The organism is Paenibacillus wuxiensis (assembly GCF_040195695.1).
Classification (GTDB): Bacteria; Bacillota; Bacilli; order Paenibacillales; family Paenibacillaceae; genus Paenibacillus_B; species Paenibacillus_B suaedae.
The window spans coordinates 58155-82299 of record NZ_JBEFZI010000005.1 but is presented as its reverse complement, the minus strand read 5'-3'; the positions used below and the strand labels follow the sequence as shown (position 1 = coordinate 82299).

23 protein-coding genes and 1 other RNA gene are annotated in these 24145 nt (G+C 44.9%); 9 read left to right on the top strand and 15 right to left on the bottom strand.

The features are described from left to right. Positions 1-116: 116 nt before the first annotated feature. From ABN764_RS12100 to ABN764_RS12080, 5 genes are all read right to left on the bottom strand, one after another. Positions 117-644 (bottom strand): GNAT family N-acetyltransferase, encoded by a 528-nt coding sequence (locus ABN764_RS12100; protein ID WP_446672014.1) that lies wholly within the window; start codon positions 642-644, stop codon positions 117-119. A 102-nt stretch (positions 645-746) separates the two neighbouring features. Then, positions 747-1505 carry an ABC transporter ATP-binding protein gene (locus tag ABN764_RS12095; RefSeq protein ID WP_021252791.1) on the bottom strand — a complete coding sequence of 253 codons (759 nt, stop codon included), beginning with the start codon at positions 1503-1505 and terminating at the stop codon, positions 747-749. A gap of 4 nt (positions 1506-1509) precedes the next feature. Beyond that, positions 1510-3828, bottom strand: coding sequence for an ABC transporter permease (locus ABN764_RS12090; RefSeq protein ID WP_446672013.1), 2319 nt, complete (start codon positions 3826-3828; stop codon positions 1510-1512). A 285-nt stretch (positions 3829-4113) separates the two neighbouring features. After that, a complete protein-coding gene (locus ABN764_RS12085) occupies positions 4114-4761 on the bottom strand; it encodes a TetR/AcrR family transcriptional regulator (RefSeq protein ID WP_174808704.1) in 648 nt (215 codons plus the stop codon). A 308-nt stretch (positions 4762-5069) separates the two neighbouring features. Further along, positions 5070-5717 carry a 2OG-Fe(II) oxygenase gene (locus ABN764_RS12080; RefSeq protein ID WP_446672012.1) on the bottom strand — a complete coding sequence of 216 codons (648 nt, stop codon included), beginning with the start codon at positions 5715-5717 and terminating at the stop codon, positions 5070-5072. A gap of 361 nt (positions 5718-6078) precedes the next feature. On the opposite strand from ABN764_RS12080, the gene ABN764_RS12075 reads away from it, so the two are divergent. From ABN764_RS12075 to ABN764_RS12055, 5 genes are all read left to right on the top strand, one after another. After that, positions 6079-6663: an SGNH/GDSL hydrolase family protein gene (locus tag ABN764_RS12075; protein WP_446672011.1), complete on the top strand. Its 585-nt coding sequence runs from the start codon at positions 6079-6081 to the stop codon at positions 6661-6663. Between the two features lie 63 nt (positions 6664-6726). Continuing rightward, positions 6727-6945 carry a hypothetical protein gene (locus tag ABN764_RS12070; RefSeq protein WP_028533469.1) on the top strand — a complete coding sequence of 73 codons (219 nt, stop codon included), beginning with the start codon at positions 6727-6729 and terminating at the stop codon, positions 6943-6945. Positions 6946-7132: 187 nt separating this feature from the next. After that, positions 7133-7921: a GNAT family N-acetyltransferase gene (locus tag ABN764_RS12065; RefSeq protein ID WP_446672010.1), complete on the top strand. Its 789-nt coding sequence runs from the start codon at positions 7133-7135 to the stop codon at positions 7919-7921. Positions 7922-8083: 162 nt separating this feature from the next. Beyond that, positions 8084-8479: a VOC family protein gene (locus ABN764_RS12060; RefSeq protein ID WP_021252798.1), complete on the top strand. Its 396-nt coding sequence runs from the start codon at positions 8084-8086 to the stop codon at positions 8477-8479. A gap of 371 nt (positions 8480-8850) precedes the next feature. After that, positions 8851-9156 carry a hypothetical protein gene (locus ABN764_RS12055; protein WP_268626225.1) on the top strand — a complete coding sequence of 102 codons (306 nt, stop codon included), beginning with the start codon at positions 8851-8853 and terminating at the stop codon, positions 9154-9156. Between the two features lie 349 nt (positions 9157-9505). Here the strand turns inward: ABN764_RS12055 and ribD are convergent, their stop codons facing one another. Genes ribD through ABN764_RS12035 form a run of 4 tightly spaced genes read right to left on the bottom strand, consistent with a single transcriptional unit; the run spans position 9506 to position 12470 of the window. Continuing rightward, complete coding sequence (gene ribD / locus ABN764_RS12050; RefSeq protein WP_446672247.1) at positions 9506-10609, bottom strand: bifunctional diaminohydroxyphosphoribosylaminopyrimidine deaminase/5-amino-6-(5-phosphoribosylamino)uracil reductase RibD; 1104 nt, start codon at positions 10607-10609, stop codon at positions 9506-9508. After that, a complete protein-coding gene (locus tag ABN764_RS12045; protein WP_446672009.1) occupies positions 10602-11366 on the bottom strand; it encodes a GTP cyclohydrolase II in 765 nt (254 codons plus the stop codon). The genes ribD and ABN764_RS12045 overlap by 8 nt, the downstream gene beginning before the upstream one ends. 55 nt (positions 11367-11421) lie before the next feature. Then, the gene (locus tag ABN764_RS12040; protein ID WP_446672008.1) at positions 11422-12081 is read right to left on the bottom strand and encodes an alpha/beta hydrolase; all 660 of its coding nucleotides are present in this window, start codon (positions 12079-12081) and stop codon (positions 11422-11424) included. Continuing rightward, the gene (locus tag ABN764_RS12035; RefSeq protein WP_446672246.1) at positions 12078-12470 is read right to left on the bottom strand and encodes a DoxX family protein; all 393 of its coding nucleotides are present in this window, start codon (positions 12468-12470) and stop codon (positions 12078-12080) included. The genes ABN764_RS12040 and ABN764_RS12035 overlap by 4 nt, the downstream gene beginning before the upstream one ends. Before the next feature lie 174 nt (positions 12471-12644). Between ABN764_RS12035 and ABN764_RS12030 the strand changes: the two genes are divergently transcribed. After that, positions 12645-13196: a helix-turn-helix domain-containing protein gene (locus ABN764_RS12030; RefSeq protein ID WP_174808691.1), complete on the top strand. Its 552-nt coding sequence runs from the start codon at positions 12645-12647 to the stop codon at positions 13194-13196. A gap of 104 nt (positions 13197-13300) precedes the next feature. On the opposite strand, the gene ABN764_RS12025 is transcribed toward ABN764_RS12030, so the two are convergent. Further along, entirely contained in the window at positions 13301-15070 is a 1770-nt protein-coding gene (locus tag ABN764_RS12025) for an oleate hydratase (protein WP_446672007.1), read from the bottom strand. A gap of 281 nt (positions 15071-15351) precedes the next feature. On the opposite strand from ABN764_RS12025, the gene ABN764_RS12020 reads away from it, so the two are divergent. The 3 genes from ABN764_RS12020 to ABN764_RS12010 all read left to right on the top strand — a co-directional run bounded on the left by ABN764_RS12020 (position 15352) and on the right by ABN764_RS12010 (position 17379). Beyond that, positions 15352-15798: a TetR-like C-terminal domain-containing protein gene (locus ABN764_RS12020; RefSeq protein WP_446672006.1), complete on the top strand. Its 447-nt coding sequence runs from the start codon at positions 15352-15354 to the stop codon at positions 15796-15798. A gap of 132 nt (positions 15799-15930) precedes the next feature. Continuing rightward, positions 15931-16386, top strand: a complete 456-nt coding sequence (locus tag ABN764_RS12015; RefSeq protein WP_268626229.1) for a hypothetical protein — start codon at positions 15931-15933, stop codon at positions 16384-16386. 378 nt (positions 16387-16764) lie between these two features. Continuing rightward, positions 16765-17379, top strand: coding sequence for a DUF1796 family putative cysteine peptidase (locus tag ABN764_RS12010; RefSeq protein ID WP_268626230.1), 615 nt, complete (start codon positions 16765-16767; stop codon positions 17377-17379). A 211-nt stretch (positions 17380-17590) separates the two neighbouring features. Here the strand turns inward: ABN764_RS12010 and ABN764_RS12005 are convergent, their stop codons facing one another. From ABN764_RS12005 to rnr, 5 genes are all read right to left on the bottom strand, one after another. Then, positions 17591-17953 (bottom strand): hypothetical protein, encoded by a 363-nt coding sequence (locus ABN764_RS12005; RefSeq protein WP_268626231.1) that lies wholly within the window; start codon positions 17951-17953, stop codon positions 17591-17593. 495 nt (positions 17954-18448) lie between these two features. After that, positions 18449-18813, bottom strand: a transfer-messenger RNA (tmRNA) gene (ssrA, locus tag ABN764_RS12000). A gap of 302 nt (positions 18814-19115) precedes the next feature. Continuing rightward, on the bottom strand, positions 19116-19589 hold the full coding sequence (gene smpB, locus ABN764_RS11995) for an SsrA-binding protein SmpB (protein ID WP_021252812.1): 474 nt from the start codon (positions 19587-19589) through the stop codon (positions 19116-19118). Positions 19590-19822: 233 nt separating this feature from the next. Further along, positions 19823-20659 carry an MgtC/SapB family protein gene (locus ABN764_RS11990; RefSeq protein WP_446672005.1) on the bottom strand — a complete coding sequence of 279 codons (837 nt, stop codon included), beginning with the start codon at positions 20657-20659 and terminating at the stop codon, positions 19823-19825. 207 nt (positions 20660-20866) lie between these two features. Continuing rightward, positions 20867-24076, bottom strand: a complete 3210-nt coding sequence (gene rnr, locus ABN764_RS11985; RefSeq protein WP_446672004.1) for a ribonuclease R — start codon at positions 24074-24076, stop codon at positions 20867-20869. Positions 24077-24145 lie beyond the last annotated feature (69 nt).

Genomic DNA, 24145 nt, shown 5'->3' with positions numbered 1-24145 from the left:
AGATCCAAATAAGAATAAATGAAATCAATAACTTCTTATACAAAAAGGAGCTTCGTCCATTTGGATGAGCTCCTTTTGAATGAAAAAAACTCTGATCTACCTAAATCGTAATAGGTCTACTCGTCTTGCTCCGACTTCCCCGCGAAGCAAGATGCATACAATTTCAGTTCCTCTTTATTTGTAGCAATGTGCCCCTCTAACTTCATTCCTATCTTCTCTAACAGATGCCCGGATCGTTCGTTGTCTATCGTGGTGATGGCTACTATGCGTTCTAAACCAAGCGTCGTTCGACCGTATTCCAATGTTGCGGCAGCCGCTTCGTAGGCGTATCCCCGCCCACGGAACTCAGGGAGGAAGGCAAAGCCGATGTCCACATCTGTCAGGGAGTCCCTCTTGATAAGTCCGCACAATCCGATAGGAGTCGAATCTTCCTTCAATTCCGTCAAAAACAAACCAAAACCGAGTCGTTCATAGCTCTCCATCGGACCATTCACAATATAGTCACGCGCACCTTCAACCGTTCTAATCCCTCTATCGCCAATATATCGGTGCCACGCTTCATCATTCAAGAGCCTTAACATGAATTCCGCATCATCCAAAGTCAACTTGCGAAGAATTAATCGATTCGTTTCTATAACCGTCAACGCAGCTGCCCCCTTTATACTCAATTCTGATGCATGTGAATTCCCGTAACTACCATATATAAGTATGCAATTGACGTTGGATGTCTATCGAGAACCGACAAATTAGATGCCAACTTCCCTCATCTTCACTGTAATTTGCTCAATCCTGCCGTCCATATCTATCCCCGTAAACTTAGGGAGACTCAACTCGCTCACAATCGCTCCGTCACGCATAAACATGATCCGTTCCGTCCGTGCCGCAACCTTGGCGTCGTGAGTAACAAGCATGACAGCAGTACCTGCTTCGTTGATTTTAGAAAAGATGTCCATAATCTCCTGTGCCGACTTCGAATTAAGCGCACCCGTAGGTTCATCGCCAAAAATAATTTTGGGACTGTTCATAAGCGCACGGCATATCCCTGCACGCTGAAGCTGACCACCCGACACCTGTGTAATGTCGCGCTTTTCTAGCTCCGCAATACCTACCCTCTTCATGAGTGCCCTTGCCTTTTCCGTAATTTGTGCAGCATTCTTTCGATTGTCCCTCATAGAGGGAAGAATGATATTGTCGAGGATATTCAGGTTTTTCAACATCGTCGGCTGTTGGAAGACAAACCCCATTTTTGTTCTGCGTATATCAGACAACTCGTTCTCGCCAATCTCCGCTAAATTCTTATCGTCCATGATGACTTTACCGCCATTTACGCCATCTGTTCCGCTCAGTGCGAACATCAGTGTTGATTTTCCCGATCCTGAAGGCCCCATGACCGCGACGAATTCGCCTTCATTGATTTCAACGGATACACCGTCGAGAACATTGCGCTTCTCATCACCCTCGCCGAAAGATTTTACGAGTTGATCGCCGATAATGATCTTCTTCATATGCCTACTCCTTTATACTTTCGGAAATTTTGATTTGCCCTGCTCTCGATGTACCGATGATGGTTGCGATAAGCACAGTACCGATCATCATTAGTGGGCTAAGCAGATATGCTGACAGTGGATTGACCGTAAATTGGAACGCCGACGCCCCAAAGTAAGAGACCATTGCCCCCGCAAGCATCTCACCGAGCGTATTGGCTAGAAGCGTTCCAAGGACAATGCCCACAATCAGCACGAACACGGAACGCGTCACATACTGCGCCTGAATATCCGAATTTGTAAAACCGAATGCCTTCATAACGGCAATGGAGTATCTATCCTTTGCAACAAGCAGTTTCATAAACAACAAGGTAACCAGTACCGCTATCAACAACGCAACGGCAATTGCGGAATAGGATGCCTTGCCAACAGCACTGATTGTCGAGCCAAATGTCTGTGCCATAAACTCATCGATGTCTGACACCTTTGCAAAAGGGAATTTATCCGCATATTCTGAAACTTTACTACCGATAAGCGATTTGTCAGCAATTACCGCACTGATCACAACCCACATCATCTCTGCCGACTGATCGGTAAACACCGCCTTTGCGGTTTTGCCTCCATTGGTAATGTCAGAATAAATGCCGCTTACCTTGAGATTTTTTTCTTTCCCCTCTATCACTAGAATCATGGTATCGCCGACTTTTTTGTCGAGCTCTTTGGCGTTCATGACCGACAGCGCCACTTCATCTTCTACACGTGGAGCCGTACCCTCCGAATATTGCACTGGGAATACGGAATGGTCTCCGAGCTCGATCTTTACCCTTTCCTCCGAGCCATTCTCCATCTTAGCTTTAAATGTTTTGGTTGTGAGTACCGCATACTTGGAGATCGCGCTATCGCTGCTCATTGTTTTGAGCGTTTCAGCCGCCTTCTCAGACATATGGTCAGTCTGCTGTATATCGATACGCATATCGCTGTTGCCTATCCCCATATATTTGATGAAGCTTTTTGAGGAAATGGTGTTGTAGAGGTTCTGAGGAACGATGATGATAAATGCCGAAATCACCAACACGGCAAGCATGGTGACGTATAGCTTCTTCCTCGCAAGCACATCTTTGATACCAAGAAAAGCATTGGTATGGAACAGTTTGTTGTTACTCAGATTGAAGCGTTTTGCGCCCGAGGCCTTTTCCTGAGAAGTTCCATAGCGAATGGCTTCAGCGGCGGATATTTTCCGGAAGCGCCTTAGCACTCCATTTACAAAAGCAATAATTGCCCCAAATACAAGCAGTACGCCGATTACTCCGAAGAGCATAGCAACAGAAGTGTTCTCGCTTTCTCCCATATACATGCGGATATTTTCAAGGAGCATCCCTTTGAATACAAAAGAAAGTGCATAACCGAGCACACAGCCTGCCGCTGCAATCGCCGCATACTTCACCAGATAAATTCCCTTGATATCGGAAATGCGAAGCCCTATGGCCTTCATCACGCCAATCTCGCGGTAATCGTCTTCGATCTTCGCCAGGAGTGTAAAGCGGATGCACATCAATGCGATTGCTACAACAAGTACGCTGACTAGAAGGATCACCCCTATCATCATCCCGTCGGAAATCGCGTTAAGTGTTTTGAAGAGAGAATATGTAATCGCTGGCCCGTTCGCTTCGAGTCCAGAAGAGGCATAAGCCGTTTCGAATTCACTCGTCTTAGACAAATCCTTGAGTCTAAACTCGATCAAATACTCGACGTTCCCTGCATGTTTTAACTCCTCATAATCATGCTTACTGACCAGCATTCGCTTCGAAGAAGCTAACGAGGAATTCATTTGCGAATCTCGAAGCATGCCCGCAACCGTGAACTCCTTCCCGCTTATGTTCGCCTTGTCGCCAATCTTCGTGATTCCGTCCTTGATGTAGCTGATCGGAACGTACAGTTCTCCATCGGATGCTTGGATAGGACTGCCGTCAAGATTCAAGAGGAAGTCGAACTTCTCGCTCTGGACAGTAAGACCATTGTCCTGCACACTATTAGCAAGTGAACCATTGCCAAAGTGGATTTGCGAGCCGTCCATATTCAAAAACTCAAGCACCTGAAAGTCTTCAACATTAGCATCTTGCTCCGCAAAAGCATTCAGCCGTGCTGTGTTAAGTGCACCTGAGTGCATCTGCATAAAATGCGGCGTTTTCGCCTGAATCATAAGTGTGTCTAACGCGCCTGTTAGATTGACGATGAGAATTGCCGCCAGTGAGACAAGCATTGCCGCAGCGGCAACAAATATCATCGTTGTCAGGGTTATTGCCTTGCTCTTCAACATGTCATTACGGATTATCCTGAAATGCATACGTCACCTCTGTTCCTCGAACTTCTTAGCCGATTTCAAGTCGTACAGAATCACAAAAGCCATGCAGAACAAAATTGCAGCAATAAGTCAGCGATGTTCATAAGTAACCTAAGCAACCCTTCCCTGTTATCTGTCACTAGTCATATGGCTATCTTCCCTGATGATAGAACGAGAACTTATATGTTCCGGCTCCGTTTGAAACTAGGACGTTTTGGTCGGATACGAAACCTTCATGATCTCAAGAAAAAATTCACATTTTTTTCCGAATGATGTAGTTCTATTTAACTACTCGGCATGTTTTCCGTTTATGTTTCCGAACATCCTCATCGTGTGAATGAGACTTCCCTCTGCAGCCCCAAGCAGTCTCTCTATGTTATAAACAAATGCCTGCATACGTAACATCCGCTCTTCGTCCGTCAATTCAACCACATCATCATCCAACACGGTATTTGCATAGATCACGATCATCTCCATGCATTCATATGGGAACGGCGTATGGAACATGCCCACCTGGATGCCTTCGCGGATAATTTCCGCCAGTATCGGCGTAACGCCGTTAATGATGACCTTCTGTACTTTCTGATGCATAAGTGCGTTCTGCGGCTTGTGAATATGCTCCATTATCTCCCTGCTGCTCCCGCCGCTTATGTTCAGTGCCATGACTACACGGATAATACGCTCGACTACAGGGATGCTCTTGTCAGCAGCAATATCCTGCGCCGCACCTAATAGGCGGACATTGTACCGCTCGATCAGCGCGTCTAATATATCCTCCTTCGATTTAAAGTGGTGATATAAGGTTCCACGTGCAATCCCGACCTTATCGAGGATATCGTTTGTACTTGCACCGTCAAAGCCTTTCAGGCCAAAAAGCTCATCCGCTGCGTCAAGAATTTCATTTCTACGCTCTTCGGCTTCTTTTACAATTCTCATCCATATACCTCTTTCTTTAGTAGACCGACTGCCTGTCTGTTAGATGTTAACATAAACCAATCTATTAAAAAAGGACTTTTGCCCTAAAAAGTTTGAATACATGGAAGGGTTTAATAAGTATCCCTTAACGCTTTTGTTGGGTATTAAAAAAGCTCAGACCTAATCAGGTCGAGCCTTTTGTAAAGCAACCACTATTTCGTCTTCATCATCATCTATCCAAAAACCGGATTACTGTACCGTAAGAAAAAATATCCATAACCTGTAATCAAGGAGTATTTCGGCAAAGGGCAAGGGCATTCCTTCCAAACCTATGAAATTCGAAAGGTTTGTCTTCTCATCCACATCGTGGCGACCCACTTTTCGCCTTTGCTTACAGGTGTACCTGCATGCAGGGTAAGTTCGTTTAATTCAGGATTACTGTAAAAATATTCGAAGTAGACCGCCATGCCTTTATTAGGGAACACGGATAAATTAAGCTTAGGGAAGGTCGTTTCTCCGCCTTCCTCCACATCATTCAGATACATAACTAGTGTACTAATTCGATTATTGCCACTTGCCCGACTCGTCTCAGCGAAGTAATCATAATGCGGTTTATACTCCTGACCGGGGGTATAGAGCAGCACTTGCAAACCATCACCATGCTCGATGGGAATATTCATGATTTGAGCGATTCGCTTCTCAATCCTTGCGATCGACTCACTGTCTTCACAAAATACTCCACTACTCGTTCTAATTTGATCGACCGAACGGTCTTCTCCGATTTTGGAGCGCTGCAGCCGGTCTCTTGAGTGTTCAATCAGTTCATCGCACTCTTCATTACTAAGGACATTTCCTAGTACCATAACCAAGGGCTCCTCATATTTGGCAAGGATTCGAATCTCTCGATCTTCTGTCTTAATTGTGCTTCCGACATGATCAAAAATAGTACGTTCTTTCTCCGTCGCGTTCCCGATCATCCTTAGGTATCCCCCAGTTAATGACATCAATCACAAAAATAAGATACCATAAAATGGTCATTCAGCTCTACTAATTTTTAGGAAGGTACAGACCACTCTCACCTTTACCTCTACATTCCGAATCATACATTCCTGACTCACAACTAATACGCAGCCGCAATATAATGTTTCTAGGCTGTATGTGACGAAAATACACGAGCATTCGGTCAAACGTTATCATTGTTATTGTTTTCATCTGGTGGTTGACGTTGTCTTTATGATAAAGAATGGAACGGGTGATATCATTATGATCTATACGGCTCTTGGGGACTCCATCACATTTGGGGAAAATGCTTCTTCACTAGCGTAGTCTTATCCCCGATTGATCGTCTCTGCGTTACATTCAAAATCATGCAGGGCCCAAGGCTTTGTTCTGGCTCAGCCTGGTTGGAACAGCTATGATCTATTGGATGCTTTGATTTGGCGCGGGGCCCCTGTAATCAGTCATTCCTCAGTCGTTTCGGTATGGATTGGCGGGGTGGACTTAGCGAACACGGCACTAGCCGCGCTTAGATCTAAAACAGCACCGGAAGTAAAACATATGATTGCAAACTATGAACGGAATTTAAGTTCCATTTTCACTCAAATTCAAGCAGGAAGCTGTGCTCGAATCGTTTGCTGCACCCAATACAATCCATTTCCCAAAAGCCCTCTTGCCGTTGATGCGGTAAGCAAATTAAATCTTCTAATCAGTGAAATTTCCCGTCATTTTGATGTTACGGTAGCTCCCGCTCATAAGTGGTTTGAAGGGAAGCAGGCCGAGCTTATCTATGGATTTCAACATGGAAAGATTGAAGATGCACTGGGCGGATTTTTGCCGATACACCCGAACAACAGGGGCCACCAAGTGATTGCAGCGAAGTTGGCGCCATATCTTTTTCCAAACAGTCCCCCGCTTTTTACTTAACGAATAAGTTCTAGTATAATAGCGAAGAATGAAAATAGTACAAATCCAAAGGAGGGATTGCACATGGATATCAAAGCAAAAATTGAAGAAGTCGTTGCAAAAGTCAAAAACGATCCGGACTTCTCATCTAAATTTATGAGTGATCCTGTCTCGGCGATCGAATCTGTAATAGGGATTGACCTGCCAAATGATCAGATCAATGCATTAATCGAGGGTGTAAAAGCGAAATTGACCGTAGATAAAGCCAGCGGTGTTTTTGATTCGATCAAGAAACTGTTCTAATTTGTACATAACAAGTTGAACAGTTCTCATACAAAGGGGATATACAAGTCATGTGAAATGACCTGTATATCCCCTTTTCGTATTTTTGCAGCTGCTTAACTGGCCATGGCCGGAATCCTAATATAGTAATATCTGTGGGTGCATGATATGGTAATACAGGAAACTATTATTAGAAAGAAGGAATTGAATGATTTATAAAGCAGATCACAATGTAAGAGAAAAATTGGTACCTATGTTCGAACATATGGATAGCACGATTGTTCTCTCCTATCTCCAAGGACATATGGGTGACGCTTGGGTAGACAACCTTGAAAATCCAACTGTTGCTCAAATCACTGTGGGGATTTTTGTGTTTTATGCGGGGAACCCCAGCGCAGAAGAATCTGAAGAATTACTTCACAATCTTCCTGAATTTACGCTTGCAATTGTTGATTCGGATGGGTGGAAAAAGCGGATAGAAACGGTTTACAAAGGATCCTATGAGAAATTTCAGCGATTCAGATTTAAAAAAGATTCTGTGGATTTGGATAGAGCACACATACAGAATCTACTGTCTGCATTACCTGAAGAATATGAAATTAAAAAAATTGATAAAGAGATAGCTAACGCCCCTTCCTTCCATGAGCTCTCAGAAGACTTTGTCAGTCAGTTTGATTCGATTGATGATTTTATGGAAAGAGGAATCGGGTATGCTATTTTACATAAAGGGCAGGTTGTTTCTGCGGCAACATCATTTAGCATCTATGATGACGGAATCGAGATCGAAATTGCGAGTCACCCTAACCATAGAAGAAAGGGACTTGCAGCAACTGTTGCCTCTGTACTGATTTTAGATTGTCTGGATAGAGGGAAATACCCGAGTTGGGATGCGGCGAATGCTGAGTCTGTTGAGCTAGCAAAAAAGCTGGGATACACGTTCAAGGAATCTTACGACACCTATTTTATTAATAACAAAGTGAACAGAAACCAACCTTAGATCCTCTAACATTTCTTTATACACCTGTAATGTGTAAGTCTTCTCCTTTAACTGATCATATTATGAAATGTATTATTTTTTTGCGTATTTACAATAATGATCTAGGGGAAACAAAAAGCATGCATAATAGGATTTTAGAAAATCAAAACGTAGGAGGTAATCATGGGCAGAATCGTTCATTTTGAAATTCATGTAGATGACATGGAACGTGCTAAGAAGTTTTATGGAGAGGTATTTGGATGGACATTTGAGGATTGGAGCGATTATGCTGGAATGCCCTATTTCGGAGCTACGACGGGGGATGCAAATGAACTGGGCATTAACGGGGCTTTGATGCAACGTAAAGGCACTACCCCTGAATCAGGTCAGCCTTTGAATGGCTATGCATGTACAATGGGAGTGGAAGACTACGATTCTACTGAGACAAAAATCCTGAATCTTGGAGGCAAAGTCGCATTGCCGAAGCATGCACTACCCGGAATGGCATGGCAGGGGTATTATATTGACACCGAGGGAAATACTTTTGGGATTCATCAGCCAGATAAGAATGCAAAATAGAATTTTTCCCTTTACACATAGGAAAACCCGGCCGCTTGAGAGGTCGGGTTTTTTAGGTACACCTTATTTTATATACGTGAGAGATGCTTCATTAATATCGTACAAGGTACCTTTATTGCTTTCAACAAGCTGAATAATTTGCTGATAAGCGAATATTCGTAAAGTTGAAAATCTCCAATGCAGGATATTTTCTATCCATATAATAGATATCACGATACGCAAGGATGACGATGAACTCTTAGGTGCTAAAACAGATCATTAGGACATTTGTTTATTTTATCACCCCTCATCTTCTGAATAGATCGTCACTCCCCTATAGGCATCTGCATACGATGGAGAAAATGAACAAATCTAAATTGGAGGTTACGACCATGAGCTTGCAACAACAGGGGCAACAAGAACAAACACTGTATCGAATGGATCCAACGACTATGCATAACGTAAGATCCATTCAAGATCACATAGGACATATATGCCGCAACCATATGAATAAACATGTTCTAGTGGAGACGATGGATGGCGATGTTTTTGAAGGGGTACTTATCCACTGTGAAAGAGGAATTTTATACTTACGACTTCCAAGCCATGGGGCTAGTCGCGGTTTTGTTCCTGGTTTCCAAAATGATTTTGTCTTGCCCCTAGTGCTGTTCAATTTACTCGCCATTTCATTAATATAGGCCTGATCAAGCCTAATCTAAGGAGTGAAATCTTATGGCATTTGTATCGCCTCAAGGACCACAAGGAATACAGCAGGCACCATCCTCCCCTCCACCACAATTTGCACCGCCACAACCCGCTGCTACAGCGTTCGCCATCGACCCCGGAGCTATTTCCGGTTGTTTATTCCGCAATACGTATGTGTGGTTGAGAAATGGGAACTCGTTTTGGTTCTTCCCAACCTTTGTAGGACGTAGATCCGTTGCAGGTTTTAGATGGACCGGTTTTGGATGGATGTTTACGGGAGTCGATCTAAGAAGCATTGTGTCATTTACATGTTTTTAGAGAAGAAAATAGCGGCCCAGTACCTTACCGGTGCTGGGCTTTTGCATACGGGTAACCCACAAATTTAAAATCTTTATCTAATGGCTGCACACTGACATTGTGAAGCTCTACAGCGCCACTCATCTTTTCGATCCCTGTCCCGCCGAGAAAGGACGATGCATTCCGACCACCTATCAGCTTCGGAGCCATGTATATAATGACTTTGTCGATGAGTTTATTCTCAAAAAAGGCTGCATTGATTTCACCACCGCCTTCTATCAAAACGGAAGAGATCAACTCCCTGCCCAAAAGCTGAATAACTTCGGTTGGATTGACCCTGCCCGTCTGTTCCGTAACAAAGACTTTAACGCCTGCCTTTTCTAATGCCTCCCTCTTCTCGACGTCGTGGGAAGTTGTTGTAAACACCCAAGTAGGAGCTTCTCCATCTGTAACCACCTTAGCATCCAAAGGTAACCGTAAAGAGGAATCCAAAACCACACGTATCGGATTCCTACCGTTAGGCAACCTTGTTGTAAGCTCGGGGTCATCTGTAAGCACCGTGTTGACGCCAACTAAGATCGCGGCATTCTGATTGCGGAGAACGTGGACATCTTCCCGAGCCGCTTCTGAAGTAATCCATTTGCTATCGGATGAGTAGCTATTGATTTTCCCATCCATCGTGATAGCTGTTTTTAAAGTCACAAACGGAATATGCTGAACAATGAATTTATTGAAAACCTCATTCATTTGGTAAGATTCTTCTTCACATACTCCCGTGATGACTTCGATTCCTGCTTCCCGGAGTATATCCACCCCTCTCCCCGAAACGAGCGGGTTAGGGTCAAGTGCTGCGATCACCACTTTTTTAATGCCTGCTTCAACAATAGCAACTGCGCATGGCCCTGTTCTACCATAATGGGAACAAGGCTCAAGCGTTACATAGATGGTCGCTCCCCGCGTAAGCTCTCCAGCCATGCGGATCGCATGGATTTCGGCATGGGGTTCGCCTGCCTTCATATGAACCCCGATGCCCACGATGCGGTTTTCGTTGACAATCACAGACCCTACAAGCGGGTTGGGATCAGTCTGCCCCTTCATGGCCTTTGCATTCTGTATGGCCAGCCGCATATAGAATTCATGGTTATTCATCATTGTTGCAGGAGCCATTCCCTTCGTTTATATGCCCCGACCGCTCGATTTTGGTTTTTAAGTATTTTTCATTAAATTCCGATACATCCCCCCAAAGCTGTACCCGATCTTCCACTGCCATGCCTGCGTTTCGAAGCGCATCAATCTTTTTGGGGTTATTGGTTATCAGTGTAACCGGTTTGGTCCGAAGGACATTTAATACTTGTATCGCATCACTATAATCACGGGCATCGTCAACAAATCCAAGTTTAAGATTGGCATCTACGGTATCGTAACCATTTTGCTGAAGGATATAAGCCAGCGCTTTACTGAAAAGCCCGATCCCTCTGCCTTCGTGGTTGGCAAGATAAAACAGCGCGCCAGTTCCATGCTCGGCAATATGCACCAATGACTGTTCTAGCTGATATCCGCAATCACAGCGTTTGCTGCCGAAAATATCCCCGGTGTGGCAAATGGAATGGAACCGGATTAAAGCATGATCTGCATTCTCGAAGTCTCCGTGCACCAGCACACTCGATTGTTGAAATTCAGCTAAATTCACATTCGATAATTTGGCAACAATACGCTCAAAATCTTCCGTTACCTCGCTGCAATTCAACCAGCAATACCATTTAAACTGAACGGTCTTCCCCCGCAAATTAATCGGAAGATTTATTGGTCCGACTAGATAAATGGCTCCGTTTTCCGTGTTGATCATTTTAATTCTCTCTTGTAGAAGAGAAATGACTTTCGGATCAAACTCCTTAACAGCAGGCATTAACACAACTCCTCTTTTAACCAATGTTTATGTCTTATTGTGAACGAAACAACTTTTATACCCTGTTAATAGTTAAACCAGCATCCTGCCTAAGCCAATCCAGAACATCACGTTGATTTTCTTCCGAAACGCCATGGTCGGTCGGGTATATCTTTAATGTGATTCGTTTCGTGTGTTCCTTTAAATATGTCGCCGTTTCATGCACGATCCTGACTGGGAATACGGAATCATACTCACCGTGCGAGACAAATACCGATACATTATTCAGACTTCGAAGTGAATATTCCGTCTTTACAAAGTCAGGAATGTATCCGTTCAACGCAACGATTCCCTTTAGTTGATCTCCCATTGTAAGTGCAAGCGTCATGGATAAAATGGCGCCTTGACTGAAGCCGAGCAAGTAACATTTGTCCGGATCGATCGGATACTTATCCATCGCATATTGAATGAAAGCTTCGAGCTGTTTTACCGCCTCATCAAACATCTCTCGAATGGGATTGCCCAAACTTTTCAGTTCGTAATATTGATATCCTGCACCAAGCGGTAGATTGCCGCGAATCCCAATGACAATGAAATCATCACTTATAGGTGCTACCAAGCCAAACATATTTCCTTCATTAGAACCTTTACCGTGCAGCGTAAAAATAACCGGGTATTTCTTATTCGGTACTACATTGGCAGGCAGGTGAACGTCATATTGGTAAAACGGAGTCATTTGAACCACCCTTTTTGAGACGCTTTTCCTGCCATAATAATGCGGTCAAGCGAGAATGGCGACCGGTCGGCCACTGCAAGGTATAAAGAAACCATCATAAATCCAAGATCCAACTCATAGCCAGCCATTTGAGCATTGCCAAGAAGTCCGGCGGAGAGTTTTGCAGTCAGTATTGCACCAATAAGCATGACTACGAATAACGCCGATACATAACGGGTAAACAACCCCGCTATCAGCATAATACCGCCCACAAGCTCAAGCAGCGCCACGATATAAGCCGCAAATCCAGGGATACCAATGGAACTGAACCACGCCTCAACATTAGTCATGCCCATTTGAAATTTCGCGATACCATGAAACATAAATATGATTCCCAGCACTACACGCATAATAATTGTTACTGCAGCTGTCTTCGTCACACTAATCACCCTCAAAATAATATTAGTTATAAAGAAATAAAATTCATATTAGTAATACTAATCAAAAGCAAGTAGCGTGTCAACAAAAGAATTGCTAATATATAATTATATTTGTTATCACTAATATTAAAGAGGTGCAGTCCTATGGATATTGGCTCCACAATACGTGCTATCCGAAAACGAAAAAATATAACTATTGCTCAAATCTGCGAAGAAACCGGTCTGTCTCAAGGATTCATGAGTCAAGTGGAAACAAATAAGACTTCCCCTTCCATATCAACTCTAGAAAACATCGCAAAAGCACTAAAAGTACCTTTAGCGTACTTGCTATTAAAGAAAGAAGATCGGATGAATATTGTTCGTAAAGATGAGCGAAGCATTACGACAAGCGGTTCAGATAAGTTAATAGTGCAGCACTTAAGCTCTACGAAGAACGTAAGGATGATGGTCGTAGAGTTCCCTCCAGGGGCTTCAACGGGAATTGCTCCACATGCGCATGAAGGTGAGGAGGTTCATATTGTCATTGAAGGTAGAATCTACGCAGAGCAGGGAGAAGACGCGGCCGAATTTGAAAAAGGTGATTCCTTCAGTTGGAACGCATGTACACCCCATTTGGTGAAAAACATCGGTGATGACACTGCCATCGTTCTAATATCCATCTATACGGAGAACGACAACAATCGGGAGCTCATCTAGCTATCAGCTATGTTCGTAGGACATAAAAATGAGGCTGAAGCACAGTGATTTGATCTCTCACCATTGTGCAACAGCCTCATCGCTTTACATCTATTCGTCTACGTTTAAATCAACTTATACTCTTTAAGCAGCTGCATGATTCTGGTGTGAGAAACTTTTTGCACACCCGTCACTGCTGCTAATTGGATTGCTGGTGGCAGCTCCATATCGGTTAGTTTCTTGCCGTCCATCATTTTCGCTGTAGAGTCTAACAACACACGGACATCATAAGCGGATCCAAATACTTCTGGCACGCCGCGGTCAATATCAAGAAGCGTGTATACAGCTTCCATAGCGGTACGTACCGAATACTCTGTAGTGAATACCGTGTCTCGCGGTGTTTCGGCAAAGTTACCAATAAAGGCAGCGTTGATACAACCATCAGGAACTACATTCGGACGATCTCCCGCAGCTCTTGGCATGAAGTAAGATGTAACATAAGGCATCATGCAAGGGACACAGTTTGCGGAGTTTACGGCAAGATCGTGAATCTCTGCTTCAGGTACGCCCATGTGGTAGAGCCATTCTTTCGTGATCTCGATACCCGTGCAGTCCTTCATCGGTTTCTTGATGTAGTCACCCGGCACGTCGCAATACAAGCTGTATACCCATACGACAAGCTGGTCTTTTGGCTGCGATTTGAAGTGAGGCTGTCGGTTCAAGGTAAAGCTCATCAGCCATTTTGAATCTTTTACTGTCACGATACCGCCGGTAACGACCTTGCCACTGAATGGATCCCGCTTGCAAATTTTCTCGATGTAAGGAGGGATTCGGTCATCCAACGTTGTAACCGTAGCAGACTCCCAGTTGCTTTCCGCAATGTTGCCACAAAATTTGTCTGGACGGCCGAAGGCAGGATCCTGCTCCGCAATCTTCTTCCAAAGCTCCCAGCTTCCCCCGAGGGAGGTATTCATAATGGCAGGAGTGTTGTTGTCGCCTAAAGTGGAGCTCTCGGTATTGCTGCCATTCGTGATGAATACCAGATCATTTTCAGTCAGGTCAAAGTATTTTTCTTGTCCGTGTTGAACATAGACCAGCTTTTTAGCAACTTTCTTGTTCTCCGTAATATCAAACTCAACATTCGTTACGGTCGTTGCATATTGGAAGGTGACACCATGGCCTTGCAAATACTTCATTAGCGGCAGTGCAAGAGACTCGTACTGATTGTATTTTGTAAATTTCAACGCTGAGAAATCTGGCAATCCCCCGATATGATGAATGAATCTAGCGATATATCTGCGCATTTCCATCGCGCTATGCCAAGGCTCAAATGCAAACATCGTCTGCCAGTAAAGCCAGAAATTCGAGTTAAAGAAATCTTCAGAGAAGACATCTGTAATTTTCATATCTTCAAGCGCTTCTTCTGGAGTAAAGAACAATTTGATAATTTCCATCGAAGCGGTTTGAGTCAGTGTGAATTTGCCATCAGTATGTGCATCCTCACCACGATTGAGGATAGCACGCTGTAAGGAGAAGTTCGGATCCTCCTTGTTGAGCCAGTAAAATTCATCTAATACCGATGCCCCCTCTGTTTCAAGTGAAGGAATAGAGCGGAATAGATCCCACAGGCATTCGAAGTGGTTCTCCATTTCCCGGCCACCGCGGATAATGAACCCTCGACCGTCATCGTAGATGCCGTCTAATCCACCTCCGGCAATATCGAGTTCTTCAAGAATATGAATGTTTTCCCCCTTCATCTGACCATCCCGTATGAGGAATGCGGCTGCGGACAGTGATGCAAGACCAGAGCCGATCAGATAGGCGGATTTTTGATCAACACCGAGTGGTTTCTTTGGACGGGCAAAAGCTTCATAGTTACCATTGCTATAATACATCCTTACAACCTCCTTTAGTGGTCCTGACACCTCCACTTTATAGGAGTATGAATGCAATAAAAATAGACAAGTAAAGCCCTGTGTCTAAAATTTAAACTTCATGTGCCATATGTCTAAAAAATCCATAGGTTATGGTAAAATAATAAGAAACATTGCATCCTAAGGAGAGGTTTCCAATTCATCCGTACACCAAACATGCATTAGCTGATGCATTGAAGGATATGCTGGGCACCAAGACTTTAGATAAAATCACGGTAAAAGACTTGGTGGAAGACTGCAAGTTGAATCGCCAAACCTTTTACTATCATTTTCAGGATATTTATGATCTGCTTGGATGGATATATAAAACGGAGGCACTAGGCGCTATCCAGAACAACAAATCCTATGCGACTTGGCAGCAGGGGCTATTGATCATTTTAGAATATGTGGAAAGCAACAAGGCGCTTTGCATGAACACATATCGTTCCCTTGGAAAAGATCATTTGGAGATGTTTTTAAATCAGGTTTTGTTTGAACTTCTAAGCAATGTTATCAATGAAGTTTCGGATTCCCGTGTGATCTCGGAAGAGGACAAAACGTTCATCGTTCAATTTTACAGTCATGCCTTTGCAGGAACGCTGCTGGATTGGATTAAGGATGGGATGAAAACACCCTGTGAGGTGATCGTGAACCACATTGTTCGACTGATGGATGGGCGTTTTATGGATGCAGTGGAGCGTTTTAAGTGAATCTAAATCTGTCATTTCTATCATTTTTTACAAATTAATACTTAATTTAATGGAAACATCCTGGATTTTACTACCAAATACCCCCTATACCTGATAGACTAACGAATAGTATTATATTTCAAGGGGGAAAACATGAAGAACATCACAAAATTTCTATCTATTTTATTAGCCGCAGTGATTATATTATCTGGATGCTCAAGTAATAATGCTGCAGATTCGAAGGATCGATCTGCGGATGAAAAGCTGGCATTATCCTATGTCACAAACTACCACAATGGGACGAAAGAGGCCAAAACGAAGTTTGTTGATGAGAGTATACACCCTGATGTGCAAGGTAAATTCCGTGTTGGTGCTAAGAGAGCGCTTCCGGAGGACGAGCAGCTGAAGGATCCGAAGGTTGTAGAATCTGCTGATTATGATGACGGAGACACAAAAGGATCATTAGTACTCATTCAATCGGCAGACGATAAAGAAATGATTGCGCTGATTACCGAAAATAAAGTTTACATGCATTTTAGTCTACAGAACACGGCTCCGGATACGTATGATCAAATACGCAGTTCATTTAAAACAGCTAAAAAAGGCTAAATATTTAAATAACAATAGAGCCACCTGGTCTGAACTAAACCCGTCAGTAGACATTAGAATACAATGATTAAGTAGCCTTAGCTCGTACTTCCAACGGGCTGAGGCTGTTTAGTTTTTTCTGCAGCCGTTCATCCCTAATTCCTATCCCCTGTAGAGCAAGAAAAGCCTTGCAAATGTCAGGAAATAATCCTAATTCCATTACGAATCTTTTCCAACCCTTTTGATTTTTTCATTAGATGTTCGCCTTTTTTGGGCGTAGCGTAAAATGTTCATCTAGGCATTTGAACAGGCTAAATCTCTAGATACCCATACAATAGGAAAAGAATAGGAGAAATGCTAATGTATCGGCCCAATTATATAAATTTGAGGTGAAGGTCTTTGGACTGGAATCAAAATAGAGGAACTTACCATGCATTTATCAGCCTTGGAGCAACGTGCCAGACTGCGCATCAATTAAGAAGACTAAAACTCCGTAAATTTAGTGGCCCACTTGATTGGTTCATATCCTCTCCTTCCTCGAAAATTTCACATCTCCTTAAGACAAGGTTCAATGGATTTATGGAAGTAAACAATTTGCGTCTTATAAACATAGTCGATAATCATTATGTTTTACGTGATACGGAATACCATGTAGATTCGTATCATGATTTCCCCGTTCCTTATAATCCCAACCAGTTGTACCCCAAATTTAAAGAGCAAGTGGATCGTAGGGTATCTAGATTTTTAAAAACGATAAAGACCGGCCCTATTTGTTTCGTGCGTACAGATACCTCAAGCTCGGAAGCGCGGCTCCTGGAGCAAGCTCTATATGGAATTTCGAACAAAGATTTCAGGATACTTATCGTTAATTTCCATAATCAGTGGGGAAAAGGCGTCATTTATGACGATTGGGGACTGCAGCGCGTTTCTTCTGTCAAAATTCCGCCGGGAAAAAATTGGAGAGGCTCAGACCATCATTGGGATCTCATTATGAAGGGGTTTAAATCGGTATAGTGCCTATTTTCATCTGCCGATTTATTTGAACGCGACAATTAGAAAATCACGTCATTTGAGACGTAATTAATAGTACAAAAAATATCGTTATCCCTGCCTCTCATCCTTTGGTGTATCTCACGCTTATCAGTGAGGAAAGAAATTGCAAGCATATATGTTCAAGTGGCAGTTATTCATTGGCCGTGCCATACAGGGGTGTCGGTGTCTCATACTATAGTGAAAAATTAGTAACGCCCTTCTTATATGTATATTTCAGAGTGTATGTTTCTTCTTTTCCATAGGGCATTGTAGCGATTTTTATACGAGTATAATCAAGCCTGCTATCTTTTAAAATTCTTTTCACCAGGGCAATACTCCGTTCTTCTTCCGTAACAACACAAAATATATTTAGAGCATACTTTTTCGAGTCGGACATGCATTTCCCCATATCTGAGCCATCAACATAGCCTAAGTTAGCATCTGCTAGAGATATCTCCAAATATTCCATTACTTTATCTCTTAACCAGTGATCACGTTGACTGCCTTTGGCACTTTTCAGTGGATATTGTACCACTAACCAGAATTTTTCGCTCATTCAAATTTCACCAACCAATCAATTAATATATTTAATTCTATCATGTGAGGAAGATACGGCGTTAACCTATGAATACTATTATATAAATAACTATAGCAAGAAAACTTTGTATGTGGACGTGCTTATTAGCAACAGCAAAAAACTGTTTGTACGTTGAAGTCTCCCTTCGATGCTTCTTACTCACTCCTGCGTGAGACTGAACCCCTGACAATGGCGTCTCCCATGCTACACCACTAACGCAAAAAGCCAACCTCATGCGGTCGGCTTAATGATGGTGGAAGCGAGGGGATAATCGATATCTCCATTAACTTTGCTTCGCAGATTATTCCCAGATGACGTTCTTAGCGGTTGGATATCGATGCCGTGCTCGTCCGCTGTTGTCTTTTCTTCGAAGCAAAATCCTACGCTATCTGCGCGCGGAACGAACCCCAGGGGTTCTCATCCCCAATTTCGCGAGCATGACAAAAACCCGACCTCATGCGGTCGGGTTTTTCATGGTGGAGGCGAGGGGATTCGAACCCCTGTCCGAAGATAACGCAACACGAGCTTCTACGGGTGTAGTCACAGTTTTGATGTCACCCGAGCATCGCCCCGTAACCGGCTATGCTTTGGGTCAGCCTGATTGTCTTCTTCAGCACACCCCAGGCGGAGATGTGACAGCGTATCCCACTAAAAGTTGAGCCCCTATCTCGGCACATGGGCGATGCAGAGTAGAAGCACGCTCACAGGTTATTAAGCTGCGAAAGCGTAGTTTGTTTGTTGTTTGCCGTTTAAATGGCTTTAGCGTTGATGAAGTGGACGCGTCCCCACTACCCGCTACCCGAGCCCGAACTATCCCCGTCGAATCCAAGAACGCCCCCATAAGTGATAAGCGAACCTCGCCCATCAGGGGAATAGAATCTTGAATTAAAGAGAATCTAGTTAAGACACAGATAGTGTATCCTTCCACACTATTCAGTTGTCAATGATGTTTGTATTCGGTCAGCAGCGATACCATGCTGTGCAGCTCTGTTCGTTACCGACACGTTTATTATAACACACTCAAACGAAAGTTGTTAGTCAACTTGTTGCCAGTGTTACATGCCATTTCCTTGGTACAAATGATCCAAAAGGAATACCTGCTAGCAACAGTAGCAAATCGCATTATGCCCTCAAGCCAACCTTAATACTTTTGCTTCTCACGCAGCGCACGTTGAATTTGACGATCCGCATCCCGCTTCGCAGCCGTTTCACGCTTATCATAGTTCTTCTTGCCTCGACCGAGTCCAATCAGCAGCTTCGCGTATCCGTTACGAACGTATACCTTCAACGGAACAAGCGTGTACCCTTCCTGCTTCGTCTGCCCGATCAGCTTGTTAATCTGCTCTTTGTGCAGCAGCAGCTTGCGCGCACGCGTCGGATCAGTAGGATTGTGTCGATTACCCTGCTCAAATGGGCTAATATGCATATTGTGAATAAACGCCTCACCACCGCGAATCGTAGCAAAGGAGTCATTAATGTTCGCTTTGCTCATGCGCAGCGACTTGATTTCTGTCCCTGTCAGCACCATGCCCGCTTCATAAGTGTCCTCAATAAAATAATCATGGGACGCCTTCTTATTTTGGGCTAAAACTTTATTATCATTCTTCTTACCCATGATTGCCCTCCAACGTTACGACAATGACATCATCACCAAGTGAACAAGGCAAAATTGCTTTGAACCACGTCACTATAGCTTGTTGCTTAGAAGTATATTGTACCAAAAAGAACACCCTCGACTCAAGCAAGAAACATATCGGATTCAAATGTTATTAGGCAAGAATAAGCACAGACTATGTTTGGCTTAAGGTGTTCTTCAATTCATATCTCGTAATCGTAAAGTAACTCCAATTACGATAACATATGAACATCCGAGACTCCCTGTAATCGAAGTATCGTCTCGCAGCATACGGCTACCGATTTTAAATCCTCAGACAGCACCTTCAGTTCAATTTGCAAACGTCTCGCACTTGCCAAGTTTCGCTCTTTGTCATCCATGTCTTCGGGGTGGCCACCCTCCCTGACCACTTCCATATCGCTTTCAGACAAGTGGTCGCTTCTATCCTTCTGTTCTGAGCCCTGTCCCGCTCCAAGCCACTTCGTCCATGACTTCCCTACATTGCGCTCCGGCCGCATGCGAATGCTTCGTACCGTAAGTCCCTGCTCCTCTGCAACCTTTGTCAATTCTGACAGCCATCCTTCACGTTCCTCCACAACGACTTCCAACTCGTGAATTCGATGTGCAACCCGATTTTTAATATCATACTTATTCAGCAGCCACAAAGCGACGAGAGATAAGGCACAACCGAATAAGGCCGCAGAAATAAAGCCAGAGCCGCAAGCAAGCCCAATCGCCGCCGAAACCCACAAGGAAGCAGCTGTCGTTAGCCCCTTCACACTAGTTCCATTGCGTATTATCGTCCCTGCTCCAAGGAAGCCAACACCGCTGACGACCTGAGCCGCAATACGCGCCACATCCACAGCGGCTTTATTATCACCGCTTAAATCTGGGAATCCGTATACCGATATGAGCATGACAAGCGCAGATCCGAGGCTCACCAACATGTGCGTCCTTAGCCCTGCAGCCTGACTTCGCTTCTCCCGTTCCAATCCAATACAGCCACCTAGCACTAATGCAAGCACCATACGCAGCATAACATGATACATCGATATATCTGAAGGGCTCATCTTACTCACCTCTCTAATGAAGTAAAAAGCAGCGTCTCCTAAGATATGTACATTGTATCATATGTATTCCGTTTGATTGTCCGTACGCCCACCTAAGCGTTGAAATCGAAACCCCAGCTTCCATCTCACAGAAAATAATAAACGGCCCCAGTCCCGCTCTTAAGCGGAACCAAAGCCGTTATTTCTTACTTGTTGAAAACGGAAAACTTATCGCTTCTTACGAACAAACTTTGCAGTCTTGCTGTTTGCTTTCCCCTTCTGCTTTGCTGCTTTGTGGGCAGATTCGCCTTGATTACGAGCCTTTGCCGCATCTTCTCCAATGAAGATCCCGCTTTCGGACGTCGTTCTCCGCCCCTTCTTGCCGCCAGATGTGCCGCTACCTCGATAGGAGCCTCCATCGCGCCCTGGTTTTCTACCACCCTGATCATTGCCACCTGATCGACCATAACCGCCTCGGCCAGAGCCAAAGTCGAAGGAGCGTGGACGATCAGCTTCTTGTTCCGCATCTGCAATGAGACGATCTACCCAATTGGAGTCATCATACTCCTTCTTCGCTGGGGCTGGACGCTCCGCATTCCCTTGTCCCGCTCCAAAGTTAATGCCTCCCTTGCCTCGCGGCTGAGAAGAAGCGGATGACTTGTCGTATGGGTTGTATCCACGTCCCTGCTCTTCGCGCCGTCCTTTGCGTCCACGGCGGCCCCTCTGCTGCTCACGGAATTCGCCTTGGTTATACCAATCGCCAGCGAATGCGTCGGCCTCATGCTCCACAGCATCACCATTGTTGTGACGCTCATAACGAGCATCCCGCTCCAATTGCTCCTCATGCTGGTGCTGATCTCGTCCGTAACCCCCACGCAACTGCTGGGTCGAAGAAGCACCATACTGTTCATAAGCTTGCTGTTCCGCAGGATCTATGCCAGTGACACGTCTATCAGCACGACCAGCTCCAGGCATGCCTTGACCAGCGTGCCGATCTACACGACCGTCTCCACGTGCACCTTGACCAGCAGGCTGATCTGCACGACGACCACGATCGAAACGTTCTGTCGGACGACTATCTCGACCGCCCAATCGATCCGAACGACCGCCTCTTGCTCCTCTATCCGCATCGCGGCCATTTCGCGGTTGTCCACCACGGTCGCGTTCTCCTGGACGGCCGCCTTTTCCATCCTTACGGCCCTTATAGTCGCTACGTCCAGTTCCACCGCGTCCTTCGGCACCAAATCCGCGACCACGTTTTTTCCGGATGTCGAAGCCGAAGTCACGTCCGTTATGGCGAGACTTGCTCTCAATCAGCTCAAAATCAATCGTATGCTCATCCATATTGACACGAGCTACCCGAATACGAACTTCATCGCCAATACGGAATACATTTGCCGTCCGTTCCCCGATCAGCACCATATGCTGCTCATGGAAGTGGTAATAATCATCATTCAATTCACTTAGTCGAATAAGCCCTTCAACCGTATTATCCAGCTCAACAAACATCCCGAAGCTTGTCACACTGCTAATAATGCCGTCAAATTCCTCGCCGACCTTATCGAGCATGAATTCGGCCTTCTTCAGCGCTGTTGTGTCGCGTTCTGCATCAACGGCTACCCGCTCACGCTCTGAGGACTGCTGCGCAATATCCGGCATGCGCGCATGTAGCTGCTCCAAGCGCTTCTCAGGCAACGCTCCTCCATTATCCATCACTTCCCGCATGACTCGGTGAATGACCAAGTCTGGGTAACGGCGGATAGGTGATGTGAAGTGCGAATAGAATTCAGCAGCTAGTCCGAAGTGGCCTGTCATCTCCGCATCATACTTCGCCTGCTTCATTGAGCGAAGCATCATCGTGCTGATCACAGTCTGCTCACGCGTTCCCTCAATTTCCTCAAGCAGCATCTGCAAGGAACGAGGATGCACCGAATTGCCCTTGCCTCGAACAACATATCCGAAGTTCGCCGCGAAGGACATGAAGTTGAACAGCTTCTCACTGTTCGGCTCTTCATGAATCCGGTATAGGAACGGAACTCTGAGCCAGTGGAAATGCTCCGCAACCGTCTCGTTAGCTGCCAGCATGAACTCTTCAATAATCTGCTCCGCAATCGTACGTTCCCGCTTAATGATATCAGTCGGTACACCCTTCTCATCAACCAATACCTTCGATTCCACAAAATCGAAATCAATTGCGCCACGGTTCATCCGCTTCTGGCGGAGCTTCAGCGCCAATTCCTTCATAAGCTTGAAGCTGTCAACCAAATAAGCGTAGCGTGCTGATACCTCAGGATCCTCATCCTCAACGATTTTCCGTACATTGGTGTACGTCATGCGCTCAACGGTACGAATTACACTCGGGAATACATCATGCTTCACGAGCTTCGCCTTCTCGTCGAACTCCATCTCGCAGGACAATGTCAAACGATCCACACGTGGATGGAGAGAGCATATTCCGTTGGACAATCGATGCGGCAGCATCGGAATAACTCGATCCACCAGATACACACTGCAACCGCGAGCATATGCCTCGCGATCCAGCGCAGAACCTTCCTTCACATAATAGCCGACGTCTGCAATATGGACGCCAAGCTTGTAATGTCCATTCGGAAGCTGCTCTACATATACCGCATCATCCAAGTCCTTCGCATCTTCTCCATCGATCGTGACGATATTCATGCCCCGTAAATCACGGCGTCGCTGACTGATGATTTCTTCCTCGGTTATGGAATCCGGCACAGCTTCTGCTTCTGCCATCACTTCATCAGGGAACGCCTCCGGAAGCTGATGCTTACGGATGACGGACAAAATATCAACGCCAGGATCATCCTTATGACCGAGAATTTCGGCCACCATGCCTTGCGCTGCTGCTCTTCCTTCCGGATAGCTTACAATATGGACAACGACCTTCTGCCCGGTAACCGCGCCATGCATATCTTCCTTCGGAATGAAGATGTCGCGATTGATTCGCTTGTCATCTGGAATGACAAATCCATATGATTCGTAATTTTGAAAAAGGCCGACAACACGCTCCACTGCACGCTTCACAATGCGCACAACTTCGCCTTCCAATCGAGCGCCGTCAAAGCCTTTATTCGTCACGCGTACAAGCACGGTATCCCCATGCATCGCAGTCTTCAAATCATTTGCGTGAATGTATACATCGGGGTGCCCCGTTTCTTCCGGAATCAAGAATGCGAAGCCTTTGGCATGCGCCTGCAAGCGTCCGCGCAGCAAGTTCATACGCTCCGGCACACCGTAGCGGTCTGTGCGAGTGCGCAGCACCTTACCCTCTTCTTCCATTTGATTCAACATTTTTAGAAATGCCTTGAACTCTGAAGCGCCTTCAATATCGAAATGCTGCTCCAGCTCTTGATAGGTCATCGGCTTATAAGCGGTTTCACGCATAAAGTCCAACAACTGTTGTTCTGTTACCATTCCTTCACCTCACCTTGCCATGACCTGCATGATACAGTATAACAATATATAACCTAGTATACACGAAAT

Coding starts and splice junctions, on each gene's coding strand:
- ABN764_RS12060 (WP_021252798.1), top strand. CDS start 8,084: ATGGGCAGAATCGTTCATTTTGAAATTCATGTAGATGACATGGAACGT.
- ABN764_RS12070 (WP_028533469.1), top strand. CDS start 6,727: ATGGATATCAAAGCAAAAATTGAAGAAGTCGTTGCAAAAGTCAAAAAC.
- ABN764_RS12085 (WP_174808704.1), bottom strand. CDS start 4,761: ATGAGAATTGTAAAAGAAGCCGAAGAGCGTAGAAATGAAATTCTTGAC.
- ABN764_RS12035 (WP_446672246.1), bottom strand. CDS start 12,470: ATGCGTGTAGTGCTGGGAATCATATTTATGTTTCATGGTATCGCGAAA.
- ABN764_RS12025 (WP_446672007.1), bottom strand. CDS start 15,070: ATGTATTATAGCAATGGTAACTATGAAGCTTTTGCCCGTCCAAAGAAA.
- ribD (WP_446672247.1), bottom strand. CDS start 10,609: ATGAATAACCATGAATTCTATATGCGGCTGGCCATACAGAATGCAAAG.
- ABN764_RS12095 (WP_021252791.1), bottom strand. CDS start 1,505: ATGAAGAAGATCATTATCGGCGATCAACTCGTAAAATCTTTCGGCGAG.
- ABN764_RS12080 (WP_446672012.1), bottom strand. CDS start 5,717: ATGATCGGGAACGCGACGGAGAAAGAACGTACTATTTTTGATCATGTC.
- ABN764_RS12090 (WP_446672013.1), bottom strand. CDS start 3,828: ATGCATTTCAGGATAATCCGTAATGACATGTTGAAGAGCAAGGCAATA.
- rnr (WP_446672004.1), bottom strand. CDS start 24,076: ATGGTAACAGAACAACAGTTGTTGGACTTTATGCGTGAAACCGCTTAT.
- ABN764_RS12065 (WP_446672010.1), top strand. CDS start 7,133: ATGATTTATAAAGCAGATCACAATGTAAGAGAAAAATTGGTACCTATG.
- ABN764_RS12055 (WP_268626225.1), top strand. CDS start 8,851: ATGAGCTTGCAACAACAGGGGCAACAAGAACAAACACTGTATCGAATG.
- smpB (WP_021252812.1), bottom strand. CDS start 19,589: ATGGGTAAGAAGAATGATAATAAAGTTTTAGCCCAAAATAAGAAGGCG.
- ABN764_RS12015 (WP_268626229.1), top strand. CDS start 15,931: ATGAAGAACATCACAAAATTTCTATCTATTTTATTAGCCGCAGTGATT.
- ABN764_RS12045 (WP_446672009.1), bottom strand. CDS start 11,366: ATGCCTGCTGTTAAGGAGTTTGATCCGAAAGTCATTTCTCTTCTACAA.
- ABN764_RS12030 (WP_174808691.1), top strand. CDS start 12,645: ATGGATATTGGCTCCACAATACGTGCTATCCGAAAACGAAAAAATATA.
- ABN764_RS12005 (WP_268626231.1), bottom strand. CDS start 17,953: ATGAGCGAAAAATTCTGGTTAGTGGTACAATATCCACTGAAAAGTGCC.
- ABN764_RS12040 (WP_446672008.1), bottom strand. CDS start 12,081: ATGACTCCGTTTTACCAATATGACGTTCACCTGCCTGCCAATGTAGTA.
- ABN764_RS11990 (WP_446672005.1), bottom strand. CDS start 20,659: ATGAGCCCTTCAGATATATCGATGTATCATGTTATGCTGCGTATGGTG.